General features: G+C 45.8%; 16 protein-coding genes and 3 pseudogenes. 7 read left to right on the plus strand and 12 right to left on the minus strand.

The window, feature by feature from the left end:
- Positions 1-26: 26 nt before the first annotated feature.
- From BN1044_RS14435 to BN1044_RS14445, 3 genes are all read right to left on the minus strand, one after another.
- On the minus strand, positions 27-599 hold the full coding sequence (locus BN1044_RS14435) for a glycerol-3-phosphate responsive antiterminator (RefSeq protein ID WP_072309293.1): 573 nt from the start codon (positions 597-599) through the stop codon (positions 27-29).
- Positions 600-691: 92 nt separating this feature from the next.
- Positions 692-970, minus strand: coding sequence for a ferredoxin family protein (locus BN1044_RS14440; RefSeq protein WP_072309294.1), 279 nt, complete (start codon positions 968-970; stop codon positions 692-694).
- Positions 967-2,268: an FAD-dependent oxidoreductase gene (locus BN1044_RS14445; protein ID WP_072309295.1), complete on the minus strand. Its 1,302-nt coding sequence runs from the start codon at positions 2,266-2,268 to the stop codon at positions 967-969. The genes BN1044_RS14440 and BN1044_RS14445 overlap by 4 nt, the downstream gene beginning before the upstream one ends.
- A 252-nt stretch (positions 2,269-2,520) precedes the next feature.
- On the opposite strand from BN1044_RS14445, the gene BN1044_RS14450 reads away from it, so the two are divergent.
- Positions 2,521-3,729 carry a serine hydrolase gene (locus BN1044_RS14450; RefSeq protein ID WP_040045852.1) on the plus strand — a complete coding sequence of 403 codons (1,209 nt, stop codon included), beginning with the start codon at positions 2,521-2,523 and terminating at the stop codon, positions 3,727-3,729.
- Positions 3,730-4,129: 400 nt separating this feature from the next.
- Complete coding sequence (locus BN1044_RS14455) at positions 4,130-4,282, plus strand: Hok/Gef family protein (protein WP_025800893.1); 153 nt, start codon at positions 4,130-4,132, stop codon at positions 4,280-4,282.
- A 101-nt stretch (positions 4,283-4,383) separates the two neighbouring features.
- Here the strand turns inward: BN1044_RS14455 and BN1044_RS14460 are convergent, their stop codons facing one another.
- From BN1044_RS14460 to BN1044_RS14485, 6 genes and pseudogenes are all read right to left on the minus strand, one after another.
- Positions 4,384-5,751 (minus strand): L-serine ammonia-lyase, encoded by a 1,368-nt coding sequence (locus BN1044_RS14460; protein WP_072309296.1) that lies wholly within the window; start codon positions 5,749-5,751, stop codon positions 4,384-4,386.
- A 169-nt stretch (positions 5,752-5,920) separates the two neighbouring features.
- Positions 5,921-7,210, minus strand: a complete 1,290-nt coding sequence (locus BN1044_RS14465) for an HAAAP family serine/threonine permease (protein WP_072309297.1) — start codon at positions 7,208-7,210, stop codon at positions 5,921-5,923.
- Between the two features lie 922 nt (positions 7,211-8,132).
- Positions 8,133-8,890, minus strand: a pseudogene (gene deoR, locus BN1044_RS14470) (DNA-binding transcriptional repressor DeoR).
- A gap of 259 nt (positions 8,891-9,149) precedes the next feature.
- Positions 9,150-9,758 (minus strand): undecaprenyl-diphosphate phosphatase, encoded by a 609-nt coding sequence (gene ybjG, locus BN1044_RS14475; RefSeq protein ID WP_072309298.1) that lies wholly within the window; start codon positions 9,756-9,758, stop codon positions 9,150-9,152.
- A 314-nt stretch (positions 9,759-10,072) separates the two neighbouring features.
- Positions 10,073-11,317 (minus strand): MFS transporter, encoded by a 1,245-nt coding sequence (locus BN1044_RS14480; protein ID WP_072309299.1) that lies wholly within the window; start codon positions 11,315-11,317, stop codon positions 10,073-10,075.
- 332 nt (positions 11,318-11,649) lie between these two features.
- Positions 11,650-12,053, minus strand: a pseudogene (locus BN1044_RS14485) (helix-turn-helix transcriptional regulator).
- Between the two features lie 212 nt (positions 12,054-12,265).
- On the opposite strand from BN1044_RS14485, the gene BN1044_RS14495 reads away from it, so the two are divergent.
- Together BN1044_RS14495 and BN1044_RS14500 are read left to right on the plus strand one after the other, a co-directional pair.
- The gene (locus BN1044_RS14495) at positions 12,266-12,637 is read left to right on the plus strand and encodes a hypothetical protein (protein WP_072309302.1); all 372 of its coding nucleotides are present in this window, start codon (positions 12,266-12,268) and stop codon (positions 12,635-12,637) included.
- A 27-nt stretch (positions 12,638-12,664) separates the two neighbouring features.
- Positions 12,665-14,053: a PAAR domain-containing protein gene (locus BN1044_RS14500; RefSeq protein ID WP_072309303.1), complete on the plus strand. Its 1,389-nt coding sequence runs from the start codon at positions 12,665-12,667 to the stop codon at positions 14,051-14,053.
- Positions 14,054-15,599: 1,546 nt separating this feature from the next.
- On the opposite strand, the pseudogene BN1044_RS14520 reads toward BN1044_RS14500, so the two are convergent.
- A pseudogene (locus BN1044_RS14520) lies at positions 15,600-15,935 on the minus strand (phage portal protein); the annotation flags it as partial.
- Between the two features lie 285 nt (positions 15,936-16,220).
- Positions 16,221-17,909, minus strand: a complete 1,689-nt coding sequence (locus BN1044_RS14525) for an aspartate:alanine antiporter (protein ID WP_072309335.1) — start codon at positions 17,907-17,909, stop codon at positions 16,221-16,223.
- Between the two features lie 331 nt (positions 17,910-18,240).
- On the opposite strand from BN1044_RS14525, the gene ybjM reads away from it, so the two are divergent.
- Positions 18,241-18,633, plus strand: a complete 393-nt coding sequence (gene ybjM, locus BN1044_RS14530) for an inner membrane protein YbjM (RefSeq protein ID WP_072309306.1) — start codon at positions 18,241-18,243, stop codon at positions 18,631-18,633.
- A gap of 73 nt (positions 18,634-18,706) precedes the next feature.
- Here the strand turns inward: ybjM and BN1044_RS14535 are convergent, their stop codons facing one another.
- Entirely contained in the window at positions 18,707-18,970 is a 264-nt protein-coding gene (locus BN1044_RS14535) for a GrxA family glutaredoxin (protein ID WP_004095905.1), read from the minus strand.
- A gap of 155 nt (positions 18,971-19,125) precedes the next feature.
- Between BN1044_RS14535 and BN1044_RS14540 the strand changes: the two genes are divergently transcribed.
- Both BN1044_RS14540 and nfsA read left to right on the plus strand, forming a co-directional pair.
- A complete protein-coding gene (locus BN1044_RS14540; RefSeq protein ID WP_072309307.1) occupies positions 19,126-19,431 on the plus strand; it encodes a YbjC family protein in 306 nt (101 codons plus the stop codon).
- Positions 19,415-20,137, plus strand: coding sequence for an oxygen-insensitive NADPH nitroreductase (gene nfsA / locus BN1044_RS14545; protein WP_072309308.1), 723 nt, complete (start codon positions 19,415-19,417; stop codon positions 20,135-20,137). Before BN1044_RS14540 ends, nfsA begins: the two co-directional genes overlap by 17 nt.
- Positions 20,138-20,140: the final 3 nt, after the last annotated feature.

The raw sequence follows: 20,140 nt of genomic DNA on the forward strand, positions 1-20,140 counted from the left end.
GATGTCCTGTGGTTAATTAGATTTCGTTATTGGTCAAAGGAGAGTTTCCACACGCCGGTATTGGTGGTGGAAATGGCGGTGGCTCCTGCATCGAGTGCATTATTAGCATCTTCAGCGTCGCACACGAGGCCACCGGCAATAATCGGCAGATCAATTTTCTCCGTTACCCACTTCAGCACTTTTGGCATACAGCCGGGCAGAATTTCAATACAGTCCGGATTCGACTGCGCAACCTGCTTATCAATACTGTGAAATGAAATGGAGTCGAGTAAAAAGAGTCGGTGTATGCCGTAAAACCCTTGGGCTCGGGCGGCCTTAATCATAGACGCTTTGGTACTGATGATGCCGTCGGCGGCGGTAACGATTTTAAGGAAGTTAATCACGATTTCTTTATTCGAGGTGCCATCAAGCAGATCAACATGGATAAAGGCGTATTTATCTGCGTTTTTAATGCGCTGGACAATCGCACCGATGTTGCAAATATTGCCGTATAGCACCGAAATAATCTTGCAGTCTGACTGCAATGCAACATTTAAACTTTCAGTATCTTTCACCGCGGCGATAACGGGATGGTGGCGTAGAAGTTGCAAAATTGACACGGGCGCTCTCCAGCATGATGTTAATGAAAGATTCTGAACATAACATATCACTCCGCCGCACAACGTATGCGGAGATACTTCACAGCACGCCATTATCCATATCTGAATAAGATCCCAGCGCCTGCGGGAGGATATTGCCACCGCGAAAAAACCGCGCTGTCGCATAAAATTCGACAGGTGCCGCACTCTAAACAGCCTAGGTGATCGAATATCAGATTGCCTTGGGCGTCTAATTGATAAAGCCCGGCAGGGCAGCCATGAATCAATACTTGAGCCGTTTGCGGATCGATATCCGCAGATAAAACGATATGCGCGGGTATATCAGGTGAAGACTGAAAGTGGTTTTTCGCCAGCCTGTCGTGAGTATTCATAAACTTTTCCCCCCTCGCACAAGGTCTTTGAGCAATTGAGTGAGCCCGCTGCGTTTAGCATATTTCCACAGCAACGTTCTTAGCGGCGGTGGCGGAGTTTCATTGATGGAAAAAAGATCCTGCATGAAATTGGCCGCTAGTTGCGGGTAGTGCTCGAACAAACGGGGCATCTTGAGTTGCATTTCTGGTACATGGCGATAGCGATGCATCAGAGACAATAACGAGGTTTCTTTGAGTGCGGCGTGATATTCGCTTAGCGATGATGGGCTAAAATCTTGCTTTTGCCATGCGGAAATTATCGTTTTGGCTGCGGCCTGAGCGGAGAGAATGGCCAAATCCATTCCTCGTACGATATAGCCGGTATTAACGCAGTAGCCAGCGGTATCGCCTACTAGCAAGTAGCCTGCGCCATAAACTGAGCGTGGCTTGTGGGTAATCTCTTCGGGAATGAGGTGCGCGCTATATTCGAGCCGTTCACTATTTTTGATTATCGGCGCGATGACCGGATGCTGGCGAAAACTCTCCATAAGCTGTGGCAGGCTCTGTTTTGCATCGTTGAGCGCCGAGAGGTTGCAGACCACGCCAAGCGATAGCGAGCTGCGGTTGGTATAGATGAATCCTCCTCCAACTTTTCCTTGGGTACAAGCGCCCGCAAACATCCAAGCGCAGCCTTGTTGAGGGAGCAGCGTGAAGCGGTCTTCTACTGTTTCTGCTGGCAAAGCGAGAATTTCTTTTACGCCAACGGCCATCGTATGAGGTAACGGTTTTGCAACCAGTTGATGCTTCTCTGCCAGCAGGGTGTTTGCGCCTTCAGCAACGATCACCCAATGTGCATAGAGCGATTCCTCACCTATTTTTACGCCGCAAATGCTACCTGACCGATCAATAAGGGCGTCTACGTTTACGCCAAGTAAGCATTGAGCACCTGCGGCCTCAGCCTGTGCCAATAGCCAAGGGTCAAAACGGGAGCGAAGCACTGAATAGGAGGCTGTTTGTGATGCCTCAGGCGGGTGGCGATAGTCTAGTGTGACGGCGCTTGTATTGCTGAGTAATGATATTCGCTCTTGAGTTATTAGGCGTTCTAGCGGGGCGCTGGAGGCAAAATCGGGGATCAAGCGGCTAAGGCTATAGCTATACAGTCGTCCACCGGACATGTTTTTCCCGCCGGCCTGCGACGAGCGCTCTAATAGAAGAACGTTCATTCCTGCTCTGGCAAGTAGCAATGCGCAACTACTTCCCGCGATCCCAGCACCAATAATGATGACATCAAATTTTTCATCTAAAGGCTTGTTACTCATCGATGTCAATCCTCCTTCAATGGAAGGAAACAGCATATCACCCCACACTGCTGCAAACTTGACCCAGCACAGCACAATGATTAAGCAAAAAATTGATTAGCGAGTTTGTGAGGTTGGATTATATTTAAAGGGTTAATAATCTAGGGTTTATTCTTTAAGTTAAAGCCGTTATGGTTCCAAGCAGGGTGTACACGCCCTTTGCGAAGGTAAAGATTAATTTTTATTTATCTGAATGGATACGCTGGCATCATCATGAAGAAAATCGCACTCACTACGTTAATCAAAAAAATCACTCTCGGGGCTGGCCTGACGTTAATGGCAATCCCGATGACCTATGCTGATGAGGCTGCTCCGGCGGCCCCACAAATCAATGCCAAAGCCTATGTGCTGATGGATTACGACAGCGGGAAAATCCTCACCGAGGCCAATGCCGATGAGCGCTTGGACCCCGCCAGCCTGACGAAGATCATGGCGAGCTATGTGATCGGTCAGTCAATTAAGGCCGGTAAAATCACACCTAACGATATGGTCGTGGTCGGTAAAGATGCTTGGGCGACGGGTAACCCCGTTTTGCGCGGTTCGTCGCTGATGTTCCTTAAACCTGGCGATCGGGTTCCGGTTTCTGAGCTAAATAAAGGCGTGGTTATTCAATCGGGTAACGACGCGAGTATCGCGCTTGCCGATTATGTTGCAGGCAGTCAGGATGCGTTCGTCAGCCTGATGAACAAATACGTTGAAGCTTGGGGACTGAAAAACACCTCATTCAAAACGGTTCACGGATTAGATTCTGAAGGGCAATACAGCTCGGCGCGCGATATGGCGTTGATCAGCCAGCGTCTGATTGCTGATGTACCTGATGAGTATGCGTTACACAAAGAGAAGGAATTCACCTTTAATAAAATCCGTCAGATTAACCGCAACCGTCTGCTGTGGGATAGCAGCCTGAACGTGGATGGGATTAAAACCGGGTTTACCTCAGGTGCAGGCCATAACTTAGTCTCCTCGGCGACCGATGGTCCAATGCGTTTGATCTCGGTTGTGCTGGGCGCGCCAACGGATCGAATTCGTTTCGAAGAGAGTAAAAAGCTGCTGACGTGGGGCTTCCGCTTCTATGAAACCGTTACGCCAATTAAAGTTGGACAGGCATTTACCACTGAAAAAGTGTGGTTTGGTGATAAGAGCGAAGTGGAACTGGGCGTCGACAAAAACGCCGGTGTCACCATCCCGCGCGGGCAGCTGAAAAACCTGAAGGCCAGCTTTACCCTCAACCAGCCTCAGTTGGAAGCACCATTGGCCAAAGGGCAAGTGGTCGGGACGATAGATTTTCAATTGAACGGCAAAACTATTGAGCAGCGTCCGCTGGTGGTGCTCAACGAAGTGAAAGAGGCCGGCTTCTTTGGTCGTATCATCGACTTTGTGATGATGAAAATTCATCAGCTGTTCGGTTCGTGGTTTGGCTAATACTTCCAACAATCAGCGTGCAACATGCACGCTGATTCATGCTTTATGCAATTCTCTTCGCAAGTCTTCATCGCAGTATGAAATACCGCTTTTCTCGCTGAAAAATCACCGTTAGCTTGGCTGCGGGTGCTTAGGGCTGTCTGCTTTATACCCTTCATATTTCAAACTGCATTTTTGTTGGCCGCTTTCGTTCACCCGAATCACTTACTTGAGTAAGCTCATCGGGATTCACTCATTTGCCGCCTCAATGCCGCTCGAACTATTTTGGGTATATGCATTAGCTGAAAGCAGATAGAAAAAAGCCCCACCCGACTATAAATCGAAGTGAGGCTCAATCTTATGCAAGACAACATGAGGTTAGTCTCTTACCCGCCGCAAGGCAAGGAAAAGGAGGCCGGAGATGCCGCAAAAAACGGTGATTTATTGTGTATTGATCGTCTGCTTAACGCTACTGGCGTTTATCAGAATCACTCACGGGTATCTTTGTGAGATACATATAAAAAACGGTGATAAAGAAGTGGCGGCTGTTTTGGCCTACGCATCCAAACGGTAAGCTGACTCAACGGCGGGGAGGTGACTCCCCGCTTGTTGAGACACTCTGGCTCAATCTTGTGGTGTTAGCATCAGTCACTAAGCACCCATACTAAGCACTTATTAACCGCAGGTCAGAACCTTGAGTGCCAAACCACCGCGTGAAGTTTCACGGTATTTGGCATTCATATCTTTGCCTGTTTCGTACATGGTTTCGATCACTTTATCTAGGCAAACGCGTGGGTCGCTGGTACGGCGCATTGCCATACGAGAAGCGTTGACCGCTTTCACGGCGGCGATAGCGTTACGTTCGATACAAGGAACCTGAACCTGGCCTGCAACTGGATCACAAGTTAAACCAAGGTTGTGTTCCATGGCGATTTCAGCGGCCATACAAACCTGCGCAGGGCTTCCGCCCATCAGCTCAGTCAGACCCGCTGCGGCCATTGAACAGGCAACCCCAACTTCACCTTGGCACCCAACTTCAGCACCGGAGATCGACGCATTCATTTTGTACAGTGCGCCAATAACCCCAGAGGCTAAGAAGTAGCGAGAGTACGAGTTAGTATTAACTTCACGAATGAATTTATCGTAGTAGGCCAATACCGCAGGGATAATCCCGCATGCGCCGTTGGTTGGTGCGGTGACCACTCGACCACCGGCCGCATTCTCTTCGTTCACGGCAAAGGCGTACATGTTGATCCAGTCAACCACGGCCATTGGGTCAACGCTCATTTTATCGTGGGTCACCAGCATGCGACGCAGCGCTGATGCACGACGTGGAACGCGCAACGGCCCCGGCAAAATGCCTTCGGTATTCATTCCGCGCTCGATGCCGCTACGCATGACATCCCAAACGCGCGTGAAGTGGGCTTCGATCTCTTCTTTGCTATGCAAAGCGAGTTCGTTTTGCATCACCAACCCAGACAGAGATAGCCCAGATGCTTTGCAATGTTCCTGCAAATCTGCGGCGCTCTTGAATGGATAAGGCACCTGCACTGCGTTTTCAGACTGTTTGCCAAAGTTTTCTTCGTCAACGATAAAGCCGCCGCCGATAGAGTAATAGGTTTTGCTATGAACGACGGTGTCGCCAGCCAGCGCAGTAATACGCATGCCGTTCTCGTGCAGCGACAGGTTGTCTTGGTGGAAGTTCATGCTGGTTTCCAGCGGGAAATCCACTTCGTGCTGGCCTTTGGCCAACAACAGGCGTCCACGCTGTTCCACGTCTTTAATAAAACCGGGGATCATATCGATATCAACGCTGTCAGGCATGTTGCCCGCCAGACCCATAATGATAGCGAGATCGGTGTGGTGGCCTTTACCGGTCAGTGAGAGCGAACCGTAAACGTCAACAACGACGCGGGTGACATCGCTCAGGATGCCTTTTTCAATTAAATCGTCAGAGAATTCTTTACCGGCTTTCATTGGGCCCACGGTGTGGGAGCTGGATGGGCCAATGCCAATTTTATAAATATCAAATACGCTAATCATGTCGCCTCCGTACGTTAAACAGGGCTATATCCTTCGTACTTGAAGCTGCTACCGTGCTGCAATTCCAATTACTGTGGATATAAAGAATGGTGCTGCCAGAGAAGGGGGGTGATACGGCCAGCGCAAGAGAAGAGTGCGCTGGCCGGTAGAGCATTAACTCTTACAGCGATTAACCAAACAGGGTGTACAGAATTGCAGAGATTGCAATCAGACCCATGATGACTACGAATGCGTTGCTGATGTGGCCGCTGTATTTGCGCATCGCTGGAACTTTATGGATGGCGTACATTGGCATCAGGAACAGGATCATCGCGATAACTGGGCCACCCAAGGTTTCGATCATACCCAGAATGCTTGGGTTCAGCGTTGCAACAGCCCAAGTGGTCAGCAGCATGAACAGCGCAGTAATTTTGTTCAGTTTGCTGGTTTCAATAGTTTTGCCTTTGCCACGCAGAGACTTGATAACCATACCGTTGAAGCCTTCACGAGCACCCAGATAGTGACCCAAGAAGGATTTAGTGATCGCGATGAAGGCAATAACTGGCGCCATGTATGCGATAACTGGAGTATTAAAGTGGTTAGCCAAGTAAGACAGAATAGAGATGTTCTGTGCTTTAGCTTCAGCCAGATCCGCTGGAGACAGGCTCAATACGCAGCTGAACACGAAGAACATAACGGTCAGAACCATCATGATGTGTGCATAAGCTAGGATCTTAGAACACTTCTTCTCAGCGTCTACACCGTACTCTTCACGTTTCGCAACGGCGAACGCAGAGATGATTGGTGAGTGGTTGAAAGAGAACACCATAACTGGAATTACCAGCCACAGAGTCATCCACAGGCCGCTGCCGCTCATTGACTGAGTCATTGCTGAAGTTTCGAAGATAGCACTGTTCCAGTTAGGGATCAGGTACAGAGCCAGAATCATCAGTACTGCAACAAACGGGAATACCAAGATGCTCATTGCTTTAACGATGAACTGTTCACCCAGGCGAACGATAGTCATCAGACCCAGAATCAGGATCAGAGACAGAATGGCGCGTGGAGGTGAAGACATACCCAGCTGGTGAGTAATGAAGCTATCAACGGTGTTGGTGATAGCAACGCTGTATACCAACAAAATCGGGTAAATAGCGAAGAAGTACAGCAGGGTGATCAGTTTACCTGCGCCAACGCCAAAGTGTTCTTCTACAACTTCAGTGATGTCTTCGCCTGGATTTTTACCAGACAGCACGAAACGGGTCAGGCCGCGGTGCGCAAAGAAAGTCATAGGGAAAGCGATGATTGCCATGATGATCAGTGGAATTAAACCACCGACGCCGGCATTGATTGGCAGGAACAGTACGCCTGCACCAATCGCTGTGCCGTACAGGCCCAGCATCCACATGGTATCTGACTTGCGCCAGGCCGTTGCGGAACCAGAAGTAGAAGTAATAGTACTAGTCTGAGTAGTGTCCATAGGGTCTCCGAAGTGAACACGTTTAAAACAGTTTCTTATCAAAACAATTCTTTGTTCAGTCGTGATGTACTACGAAAGAACTTTATTCAATTCAACGTACTGCGTGTGTTGCTAATTACCTGGTTATAAAAATGGATTCATTCCATTAAATAAAGCGGCTGCACTATACAACAGTGTATAAAACCAACAGTGTATAAAAGGAACGCATTAAGCTTACTTTTTCATGGAGCTTGCTTTTGTCCTGCTCAGCCAAAATAAAAAAAGCGAACAAATAATAGTCCGTTCATAAAATGCTCTTTTTAATTGTTGGTGAGTTGCAGCTGTTTTCGGCGGCAAAGATATATTTTTACAGTTAAAACGTCCGTGATCCGGCTCTCAATTGCGATATTCACTCGATTTTATCGCGTTTTTTCTGATTTTTAGGCTAAAATAAACACACAAAATTAACAAGGAAATTCATGCTAATTAACAGCATTAGGAAAATTAGTAAAAATTCGTTTCTTATGTGAAATAAAAAACACGATTTAACTGAATTCAAAAAAACAAAGATTCTTATCACTTTGGTTATAGTCAACATGTGTATTATAAGTGATGATATTTTAACTAACTGTTTTATATGAACTTATTTATGTTGGTTTATTGTTTTTTGTATGACGAAAATATATGTGTTTTAACCGAAAAATTAGATTGAAACTGATTATTCCTTGAGCGTAACTAATAAACAATATTGACTTCGAAGAGTGGAATTGGCAATTAAGTATGATTAATTAACTTATTGGTGAGAAAGGAAATGGTGAATAGGGAAGAAAGGATTGGTAAATAAACAAACGACTATAATGGTGAAATGACTACAGCTCCAATTATCTTGAAACTGTAGTTTATAAATAGATTTATCAAAGTGATAATGATTATTAAATAGCGATTAGCACAAAAGTTGTACGTTTTTTAAGATCAAGAACTGACAAATTTCCGTTCTTGGTGCCTGATCGGTGATTAGCATGGAAAACTCGGAAAGTGGCGCAATCCAAGCGGGTTTGACCTCACCAAATTTGCTGGCATCAGCGATGAGCGCCGTGCACGCTGAATCGCTTTTTGTTTAAGTGCTATCTCGTCAAGATTAAAGCAGGTCGCGCCCTGTTTGGGGGTGATGCCTGCAGCAGAAATAAAGGCCAGCGTGGGGCAAAGATTATCCAACTCGCTGCAGAGCCCGTTGGCAACGAAAATGGCGCTGTCTGGATTAAATGACCCACCGCACAAGATTACGCGGCAGTTTGGTTTGGTTCGCAATGCCATGAAGGTATTTAATGAGTAACAGACGCCGGTAAAGCTGAGAGATTCATCAAGAGCATCAATGATGAAAGGAACCGTGGTACCGCAGTCAAAAAAGACCACGTCATCTTCTTGCACCAGTTGCGCGGCCAGCGTGCCGATGTGGCGTTTTTCTTTGACACGTTTTTCCTGCTGGTCGGTCACGAAGTAACGAGCGCTTTGATGGATTTTAGGATCTAGCACCACGTAACCACCCAGCAAAACCACATCGCTACTTTGTGAGGCTAAATCGCGGCGCACCGTCATTTCTGAGACATTAAGTAACTCGGCAGCATCTTTAAGATGTAGTTTATCTGTTCGTTTGAGCGCCTGTGACAAGCGGTTAATACGATCGTAACGCCGGGTTTCCATAATTTCTCTCAGTAAAGTGGCCGGTACTTAAGCCGGGCAAGAATAATCGGGATGCCTTTTCCCATGAGATTCCGGAGAAGGAACAACGTTCCAACGTGGTGTTGGATGAGATAAATGCGACTACTTTCAACGAATTCAGTCGTTCGCGAGGCCTTTCATCTTACCTCTGTGCCCGCTGAGGCGCAAATTGGTGATTGAGTGACTGTAGTCTAGCAAATACAAAAAAGCCCGCAAAAACGGGCTGATTATCTCATTGGGCTTATTGTCTCACCCATCCTCGTCGAATCGGCAGCGCAAAACTGAAGGCGTAAATCTGGTGTAAGCGACTCACGATGCTTTGGCCAATCATGCCCCAAAGCAGCTGCGTTACCGCACAGCTCATGAGTCCTACGAGCAGCCCGCCAACCATATCTAACGGCCAATGCACGCCAAGATAGACGCGTGACCAAGCAATGCAAATGCCCAATGCTAATAAAATCACACCGAATAACAGATGGCGATACCAGAACAAAAATGCCAAGGCGAAGGTAAAGATGCCGGTACCATGATCGCTAGGGAAAGAGTTGTCGGGCGCATGCGGGATAAATTGATAGCCGATGCCATCTACAAACGGTCGAGCATGGGGGAATATCATGCCAATGACGCGCGAGGCGAGCAGGGCGAAAATGAGTGCGAAGGTGGCTTTGGTTGCAAGAGTGCGATTCTCGGCCATGGCTTTACGTGGTCCCCATAGCCAAAAACTCACGATCAGTATCGGCACAATGGCGATCAAATCGTTGGCAAAAAACTTAGCTAATGCAATGAGCCAAGCCGGAGAATTTGGTGTGGCGTTCACAAGTATAAAGAACGCTTGGTTAAACTGTTCCATATAACGTCTTACTCTTCTAACAAACCCAAAATAGGCATCTCAATGAAATAACAGCTATTTTATCGAATGACACCCAAACAAAGCCGAGCAGAAAGACCACATTGGCCCACATCAGTAACGGCAAAAGAGCGCATACAATAAAAGTCAGCATCGCGGGAGTAAAGGCCAGTAATCTGAAAATTAGCAAAAAGTGTGGTATTCAGAATTTGAAGCAAATAGGGTGCCTCACCCCATGTCATTACCTTAACAATCACAGCTTAAGGGAACATTAAGGGGTGATGCACCATTCGGTTTATGAATGATTTTTTGAATGATTAGTAAGCTCTTGCTGGCGTAGTCGGGAACATTAGCCCGATAGCCATGGCGCTAAGTGCAGGGAATAACGCCATCACAAACCAAGGTAGGCCCGCGAGCGTCAGACTATGACGAGTGGCCTCCATCAGTTCCCCGATGATTGGGCTGCCAACTAAAACCGCAAAGCCACCGCTCAGCGCCAGTGCCTGATAATACGGCGCTGTATCATTGCCATTTGCAAAATAGCTCACAAGGCGCTTGGCCGTTGGCACAATCAGAATCTGCCCACAGTTGATGAGGAATACAAACATCAACAGCGGCAAATAGCCGTGCCAGCCGGTGGTCTGGTGGCGTATCGCGATAAATGCCATATAGATGAAGGCGAGCGACAGGGTTGAAAATCCCATCACTAATAGCTGGCTCTCTTTTCTGTTAGTAAAACTGCGTAGACCTTTTTGGACCAGCGCTGAAATCAGCACGGAAAACGCAAACAACAGGCCAATATACTCACTCTCGCCGCCCAAATGACGCAGCGTCAGAGGAAGAGCTAAAAATAGCTGGCTGTAGCTGAGCAAATAGCTGCTGTAGGCTAATACAAACACTAAGAAGCGGCGATTTTGTAACACGTTTTGCCAGCTGCCTTTTTGCTTGGGCAACTCTGGGTAATAGAAACTGGCAGGCAGTTTTTGCGCTAACCAAATCATTGCAGCAACAAACACCAAAACGCCGCCCCATGCTAAGGTATGAAAACCTAGGTCGACTAACCAAAAACCCAGTAAAGGCCCAACAATAGCGCCTAGTTCGCCCGCTATGGCCACTGAATTCCCAAGTTCCAAAACCTTGCCAGATTTCAGCTTATGATCGCCTTCGCCCGCTTCATTCAGCAGCAGGCTTTTGGCCGGCGCAAATAACGCGCCACCAATCCCAGTGAGTAATACTCCAGCGATGAGCAGGTTGGGCTGACTCGCGAATGCTAAACACAAAAAACCACTCGCCTGCGTCATACACCCAAGTAGCAAAAGATTTTTCCCACCAATAGAGTGAGCAAGTTGGTCACTCTTCATATACATCATTTGCTGAGCAAAAAAGCGCAGCCCAACGGCGAACCCGATGATCTCTCCAGATAACCGCAGTGAGTCATGCATAAATAGCACAAGGAAAGGGATAACAAGATAAAACGCACCGCTAAATAGCGACTGGCCCATGATCAGGTCGCGGGAGTTTGCATACAGAGGGATTGAGATAATTTTATTTTGAGTCTTCATAGCATTACCAATAATGAGTGAAAGTCCATTAGGCACCACCTTGATAGAAGATGGCCTCAATCCGACTCATCATGAGAACGGCTTTAAAATTACTGTGGGTTCAAATCTGCCTCGATGCAAAAAAGCAACCAGCTTGGCGATCTGAATGACAGAACAGGCTTAGGGTATAGCGAGTTGCTTAAGGCAACATTAAGGGCGAGGGGAGTTATTGAATGAAATTCGCCATCAAGTATAAATACCAGTGATGGTTTAACTATTTGATTTAATATGGGTATTTATTTCAGGCAATAAAAACCCGGTTATGAGACTGAGTCTTTAAAATCAGTAAGTTACTACCATCCGAACATCTTCAAACTGGCGTTCACAGATATGCTCTGCATCCTGCTCAACAATAACGATAGGGTTCTGCAGTTTTTCAGGAAGAAAAGACTATCGAATAGATAAAAGCCATCTTCCTGTAACTTCCCATTTATGAGTTTTGATTTTGGAAGTGTAGAAACATCAATGTCACCCACGTCTTGCTCTGGGCCTGCACCAAATGCGATCCAGCGTAGATACATTCCTGTTTCTAGCGCGCACTGAATTACCCAATCTGAAGGGAAAGAGTCACGCATATAGCGCGTTGCTAATGTGCTTTTAGACACACCAAGCGATCGCAAAGTTGTTGCCGAGTCTTGAAACCATACGCCTGAACCATTCGTTCAATTGTGCCACGCCCGCCATTCGTTAAATCCATAAGTCACACCGTGTGAGCTTTTTCGTTGAAGATTGTCTTGGGTGATCGTAAGTATCTGGCTGCACTGGCTAATGAGAAGGAAAGAAAATAGGTCCCGTATAGGCGGTATTGGCAAACTCTGAATTATAAGAAAATCTGAACATTCACTCATTTTTGGTATGGTTTAACTGGTATATTATTCCAATTGTTAATCAATTAGAAATGGTGGTTCAGTGACTCAATATGACGTAATTCGATTCTTTGCTATCGACGGAGCAAAAACTAAGAATGGTGGTCGAGTTGTTGCTAACCGATGTGCAATGAAATATCACGAACACAGCATGGCAATCGAAGGCGATGAGGTGGTTTATCCTGATGCGCCTACAGCTCATATAGAGCGTGATGAAAGCACCATGATGGAAAGTATTGTTGAGGGTGTTAAATACACTGTGGCGGCTAGTGGGACTCGCGTAAGCAACGGTGATGAAATCATTGATGCTGGTCAACAAATGTCAGCAATGATAAGGCTAGTCAATGGGGAGATCACATGTGGTTATTTCGATCCTGAAGAGATCGAATTACTAAAGGCCATTGGGAAAATCTAATTTTCAGTTCAAGAGAGAAGGTTTCACATGAGTCAGAAAGGATATTTTATCCGCGTAGGTGATAAGACAAGCTGCGGCGGTACGGTTAGAGGTGGAAATCCTAATTACAATTTGCACGGCAAAGCTGCGTCGAGGCATGGCGATCTCGTCACATGCGGCAAGGATGGTAAGGTATACCGGATCATCGGTGGCATTCCTAGCATGCTGGATAATAATGTACAACTAGCCGGTACGCTCGATAGTATTAGCGGTTGCCCTTGTAAGGCTAAGCTTCTCTCGTCTCTCTCGAGTGCGACATATGAGAAAACTAGCCGTGCAGAAGCAAGAATGGCGGCTGCGCCACAATCGGAGGCGCCAACACAATACGCCCAAGCGGCTAAAAGTCATTCCCAACCTTTGATTGCTCCTGAAGCATCATCTCGTGAACCTGTCGATGCTGGTTTCTGTGTTTTGCCATTACCGAGCTCGGTGAATAGTTATGAGCAGTTTTTATTTATATCTCCCCCTGAAGGGACTAAGGAGCTATATCGCTCACTAAATGGGAGTGGCGATGTAAAAACTGGGTCTATCTTGCTTTTAGTAGACCCTCTTAAACAAGATCCTGAACAAATAGCACATCTAAAAGCGGCTAAAGATCGAGTTGATGCTGCCTTGGCTCCATTGACAAATGAAGAAGCAAATTTCTTACATAAACACTATGCAACTATTGCGAATTTTTCTAGTTTCGCTGATAAGGGAATTGGGCTTGCTGCTGATCCTGTCGGTAAATATTTCGAAAATATAGAGAAGATTCTTAAAGAAATACAAGATACATATAAAAATACATACTTAACCCGTGGCGCACTTATCGGTGATCAGTTTTATGTAAAACGAAGCCAACTATTTAAACAGCTTGATAGTGTACTTAAAGTAGGTTTTTTAAATAAAGGGATGAAGCTTGGTGAATACACAAAGATAAAAAGTGCTCTAGGTCTTTCAACAAGCTCAATCACACATAAATGGAATACATCAGGTGTTAGTGATATAGACGGATATGCAACACATATAGAACGTGCTGCCAAGTATGTAAAGCTTATGAAATATACAGGCTATGTTGGGATAGGGTTTAGCGCGTTGCATTCGATCAATGAAGTAAATGAGGCTTGCTCTACTGGGCGTGAGAGCGAATGTACAAAGAAACGTTTCACAGAAACTGGTAGTTTTGCTGGAGGTACCTTCGGTGGTTTGGCGGGTGGTGCAATAGGTGCAGGTGTATGTTCCATTGTTTTAGGTACAGCAACTATAGCAGCAGGAGGCAGTGGTGCTCTAGTCTGTGCGGTTGTATTAGGCTCGACTGGGGGGTATATTGCAGGTGAGAAAGGTAGTTCATTTGGTGAGTGGGTCGGAGAAAAAATATATGAGGTGATTGGTGAGTAAAATGGATTTTATTACTATGATATTAGGAGTTATATCCTTCTTGTTTTTTTTTGCTACCATTATTTATTCAGTCATTAATAACAAAAAACATAAAGTCTTATGCTCCTTATTTATTAATGAGTTTGGTTTTTTACCTGGGGGAATTATACTCGCTCAAGCGGGTGGCGTTTTCCTAACCTTTCAAAAAGATCTTTTCTTTTTATTCCCACTAATAGTTTCTGAAGGTAATTTTATAGTTAGAGACATGAAGTCTGAACACTACAACTTCATTAGAACGCTACCTAGTGAAATAACTCTATGGATAAAAATAAAATATATATTATTCTCTGTTAGCATAATATTAATGCTAATTTCATATATTTCCTACAGCTTATTAACAATAAGCTGAGTAGCGTCAGAGACCTAACTTAGAGAGTTATACTAGAGTGCAGGCATGTTGGTGGAGAAGCAGACTCTTATCTAGGAGACGGCTTTGGAGAGTCTATATATGAATCAAGAGGTGAGTAATTGAAATTATTAATTATGTTTTCATCACTTTTCAGTTTTGCTGTCATAGTGATAGCCTTCATTTATTCAGAATTAAAAAATAATAAACACAAGGAACTATGTAATGAGTTCCTTGAACAGTATCACTACATACCCGCAGATGTCTTGGCCTATCAAAGTTCTGGTATCCTATTTACATTCCAAAAGGATATTTTTTTCCTTATGGCCGAAATATTCAATGATGATAGCTTTTTTGTTAGGAATTTAGATAAAAACATATATTCTTTTATAAAAAAACAACCATCCAAAAAAATATTTTGGATTAAAGCTAAGTTTTTAATTTTGATATTTGGATTTATATCACTTATTGTTAACTATCTCGCTTTTACTATCTTCATAAAATAAAAGTATTTATGTGATGAGACTATTGGCATAGGCGTTGTTAAGCATGTAGGTCATGAACTTGGTAGTTCTGGTGATGCATTGTTGGGTGATAAGGTATATGAAACTTATGGTGAATAATATTTTTAGTACTACTGAAGAACTCATTATGGCCGTGCTTACGGTAATTGCTGTGCTATCGACATTACTATGCTTTATCCAATATTTTTCATCAAAAAGGGATTTTCAAGAAACATGTACGTTGTTTATGGACAAATTCAATAAACTCCCTACTCAAGTATTGATCTATAGAGATGGCGGGTTCTTTTTTTCTTTTATGCGGGACTCATTTTACATAGTTGCGTTACTGGCAAGAGAAAATGGGTTCTACACGCGTGACATGGATGTAAATGAGGTACGATTTATAAAATCCCTCCCAAGAGAGCAAACAAAATGGATAAAACATAAAGTAATTGTAACTATAATTAGCTTTATCGCATATATATCATCACTTGCTTTCTATTTGGTGGTAATTAAAAAATGAATATTCTACGCAAGTGTAAACGGTGAAGAGTGATCTTCTGTTGGTGGGAGACTATGTGATGTTAGTTTTCTCATCATGTGTTAAGCAGCTAGTTATGCATGGATCTGCACGAAAGAAAAAGGATCTAGATCGTAAAGTATCGAGATCGACGCCTCGGCGCATGTATTTTGCCAGCGTAGGCTCTAGCGTGAGTGTGCCACCGAGTCGGTTTCTACGCTTTTCCAGATAGGCGTTGCCGAACACCAGATAATCTAGCGCAAAGCGGCTGAATGCCTGCTGGCTAAGCAACCTATGCGGAATGAAGGTGCTGGTCAGAATATTACGTTTTACGTAAATGGCCGAGCTGTGATGTGTTGCTGCACGGAACGTGCACGCCAGCCCATCCAGACTAATCGGCGGTTCATACCACTGTTCGACGCGGGAGCATTCCAGATAATCCAATAGTTCGCGGCGGTCCAGTTCACTTTTCGGGCGGTTTTTTTATATCTGGGGAGTAGTGATTATTCTCTGCTGCCACTTTGATGCCATCGGTCTAAAAAGTCACTTTTAAGATATTGTTTTATATAGACTTAAATTTCAGGCAATAAAAAACCCGGTAGTCTTGAACCTAAGAAGGCGGGACTATCGGGCTCCTCAATATGGGGAACATCAAAGAAAAGCAGTGGCACTAATTAAGACTTTGTCGCGGCTAGAAAGTTTCAGACAAAGTGAAAAAAATCACAGCTTTTTCCTTTTTGTTTGAATTATAAGGTTTTATTATCCGCCGACGCCTGGCCATATGATGACAATAAGTGTCCCCGCGAGCGTGAGCAGTACGTTGGCTATGGCATAAGTGCCCGCATAGCCTAGTGCAGGGATGTTGCTGCGTGAGGCATCGCTGATGATTTCCATCGCGGGAGCACAGGTTCTGGCCCCCATAATGGCGCCAAATAGCAGGGCGCGGTTCATGCGCAGCACGTAGGCACCGAACAGGAAGCAAATGACAACGGGCAGCAAGCTGACGACCAAGCCGGAGAGCAACATTTGCCCACCGATTTGTCCTAGGCCGTGGTTCATACCCGCACCTGCGCTTAGGCCAACACCGGCCATAAACACCATCAAGCCAAACTCTTTCACCATGTTCAGCGCCCCTTGCGGGATATAGCCGAAAGTAGGGTGGTTGGCACGCAGGAACCCAAGCATGATGCCGGAGAACAGTAATCCAGCTGCGTTGCCGATACCAAAGGAGAAATTACTGAACTTGAAGGTAATCAAGCCAATCATCAAGCCAACGATAAAGAAGGCGCAGAAGGCTAAAAGGTCAGTGACCTGACTGTGGATTGAAATAAATCCAATGCGTTCTGCCACACTTTTAACGCGGCGTGCATCGCCACTCACCTGAAGTACGTCGCCTTTGTTGAGCACGATGTTGTCATCAATAGGCATTTCAATCTGGCTGCGTATCACACGGTTTAGGAAGCAACCGTGGTCAGTCAGTTTGATTTGGCTGAGGCGTTTACCCACTGCATTGTTGTTTTTGACCACAATCTCTTCGGTCACGATGCGCATATCCAGCAAATCGCGGTCGAAAACTTCTTTCCCATTACGGAAGCTTGGGTCTAAGCGGGCATGGGCATCAGGGTAGCCCACCAGCGAAATCTCATCGCCGACCTGTAAAACCGCATCACCGTCTGGCGTGGCCAAGATGCCGTTACGGCGGATACGTTCGATGTAACAACCGGTTTGGCGATAAATACCCAGCTCGCGTAGGTTTTTGCCATCAGCCCAAGAAACCAGCTCGGGGCCAACGCGGTAAGCGCGAATAACCGGCAGAAAAACTTTGCGCTGCACTTCATTATCTAAGCCACGTTCACGAGCAATCTGCTGCGCTGATGTTGGCAAATCTTGGTGTTGGAGTTTAGGTAAATAACGCGCGCCAAAAATCAGGCTGACTAAACCAATGAGATAGGTCAGAGCATAGCCAAGGCTTAGGTTGTCTTGCAGATGGGCGAGATTAGGATTGTTAGTCATGGTTTGACGCAGCGTATCGCCCGCACCTACCAGCACCGGCGTGGAGGTCATTGAGCCTGCCAACATCCCAGCGGTTAAGCCGATATCCCAATGGAAAAGTTTACCAAAGCCCAAAGCCATCACTAACGCACTGCCAACCATCACAAGGGCCAGCATGAGATAGTTTTTCCCATCGCGGAAAAAGATAGAGAAGAAATTGGGACCGGCCTCTACGCCCACACAGAATATAAACAGCATAAAGCCGAGATTCAGTGCTTCCGTGTTGATGGCAAAATGCTGTTGTCCGAGTAGAAGAGAGACAACCAAAACGCCAATGGAGTTACCGAGCTGAACGGAACCCAGACGTAATTTACCGAGGCATAGCCCCAGCGCCAAGACAACGAACAACAGCAGGATGTAATTTCCTGTTAACAAACTTGCGACATCAATGTTCACGGCGAATAACTTATCGTTAACTAGCTTGCGCTTGATATGATTGACTATTGGAGATACATTCAACCATACAAAATAATAAATTTCATCTTTAACTCGGAGATCCGCAGTAATAGATGAAACCCCAATACGAACGATGTATTGGCAGCTATTTTAGACGCGACTTGTGTGTTCGGCCAACAAAAAGCCGAAACATGTGGGAATGCGTCTTTTGCACGTTATCGCGCTAGGGAATGCGTGGGCTCACAGGGCTATCTGTTTCGCCAAGGGCGGTGAAAATAGCAGGTTACTGTGGGTGTATTGAATATCGCTTCTAAGGAAAGAGGGATTTTTGATGACAATGTATCGGCGTTGGTTGGGCGCGATTGTTGCTTTTATCTTGGTCAGCTTGCTCTTCATGGCATTAAAACCGTGGGATCACGCAGACGGCCCCAATATTGTAATGAAAGGTGAAATCAGCCTGCTGTGGTTTGTTATTCCAGGATTTATCGCGAGCTATGCTTCTGTGAGCGGCCGCATTTTTTATCCTTTTCTTGGCACCCTTTGTGCCGTGCTGGCTTCAACATTGATTCACCTGTTTTATGGAACAGAACTCCGTAACGGATTACAGATGTTTGCGTATGGAACCAGTGCGCTTTTCTGGTCGACGTCAGGCGCGTTTCTTTTTTGGTTTGTCGCGCTCACTTGGCAGAAGAAGCGCTCTCTTGGCGTTGAGCGCTATCGCTAAAAACTCATGACATTCGGATAGATAAAATAAAAGGGCATCCAAATGGATGCCCTTTTTTCGAAGCAGAAAACGATTACTGGAACAGAGCCAGATTTTCTTTGGCATAGGCTTCAAAGTCAGTGCATCCGCCAATGTGTTTCTGATCGATGAAAATCTGTGGAACGGTTTCAACCGGTTTACCGACGGTTTTTTCCAGATCGGCTTTAGTGATACCTTCTGCGTGGATATCAATATAACGGAAGTTGAAATCATCGCGTTCTTCGGTCAGTTTCTCAGCCAACTCTTTAGCACGGACACAATACGGGCAGCCCGGACGCCCAAAAATTACTGCAAACATGAGAACTCCTTGATTGATTTGAGCTTATTCACTAAATCTTGATAATGTTTAGCGCCGACTCACTTTAACTGCGTTTACTATGCCTGCTACGGCAGTTAAAAAAAAGTAGGATTTGCCTGTTACTTTGATAAATTTTACCTATTTAGGGAGTCCGCATGAAGGCTTTAGGGGATTTGCCTAGACCTGTTTTAATCTGTGAAGCGCTGGGAATGGTACTGCTGGTGGTAGCCTATCTCAGCATTCACGATTATATTCATCTACCCGATCTGCTTGCGACACCGCTTGCGGCGGTCATGATGATTTTTGCCGGTGTTGCATTGATGATACCGGCTGCCGTGGCGCTGATTTGGAGTTTGACGCACAGCAAAACACCGCTGTTTAGCTTAACGCCAAAGCAAGATGCGTCGGCGGCAAAACCTGAAACAAAATCTGAGGAGCATAAAAATGACGCCAACCATTGATCTTCTGTGTTCACATCGATCTGTCCGTGCGTTTACGCCACAGCCTATCGGTGACGCAGAGCGGGAGGCAATTTTTGCTGCGGCACGTGCAACGTCGAGCTCAAGCTTCTTGCAGTGCAGCTCTATTATTCGTATTACCGATCCTTCACTACGTGAGCAACTGGTTGAGTTAACCGGAGGCCAACAGCATGTGGCCGATGCTGCAGAGTTCTGGGTTTTCTGCGCTGATTTCAATCGTCATAAAGAAATTTTTCCTGAAGCTCAATTAGGTCTGGCCGAGCAACTGCTGTTGGGTACCGTTGATACTTCGCTGATGGCGCAGAACGCTTTTACTGCGGCTGAATCGTTGGGACTAGGCGGTGTCTATATTGGCGGGCTACGTAATAATATTGAGGAAGTCACCCAGTTATTAAAGCTGCCACAAAATGTGCTGCCGCTGATGGGATTGTGCCTTGGATATCCGGCGACCAACCCTGCGCAAAAACCGCGTTTACCTCAGGCGATGGTGGTACATGAAAATTACTATCAGCCGCTCGATCGCGAACTTCTCGCGCAATACGACGCCCATATTTGCGCCTACTATCAAAGCCGTGGAAGCAATACACGTAGCGATACTTGGAGCGAGCAGATTAAGCGCACGCTGGCGAAAGAGAGCCGCCCGTTTATGCTGGAATATCTGCATAAACAAGGTTGGATCCTGAGATAGTTT

The organism is Hafnia alvei (assembly GCF_900095695.1).
GTDB lineage: Bacteria > Pseudomonadota > Gammaproteobacteria > Enterobacterales > Enterobacteriaceae > Hafnia > Hafnia alvei_B.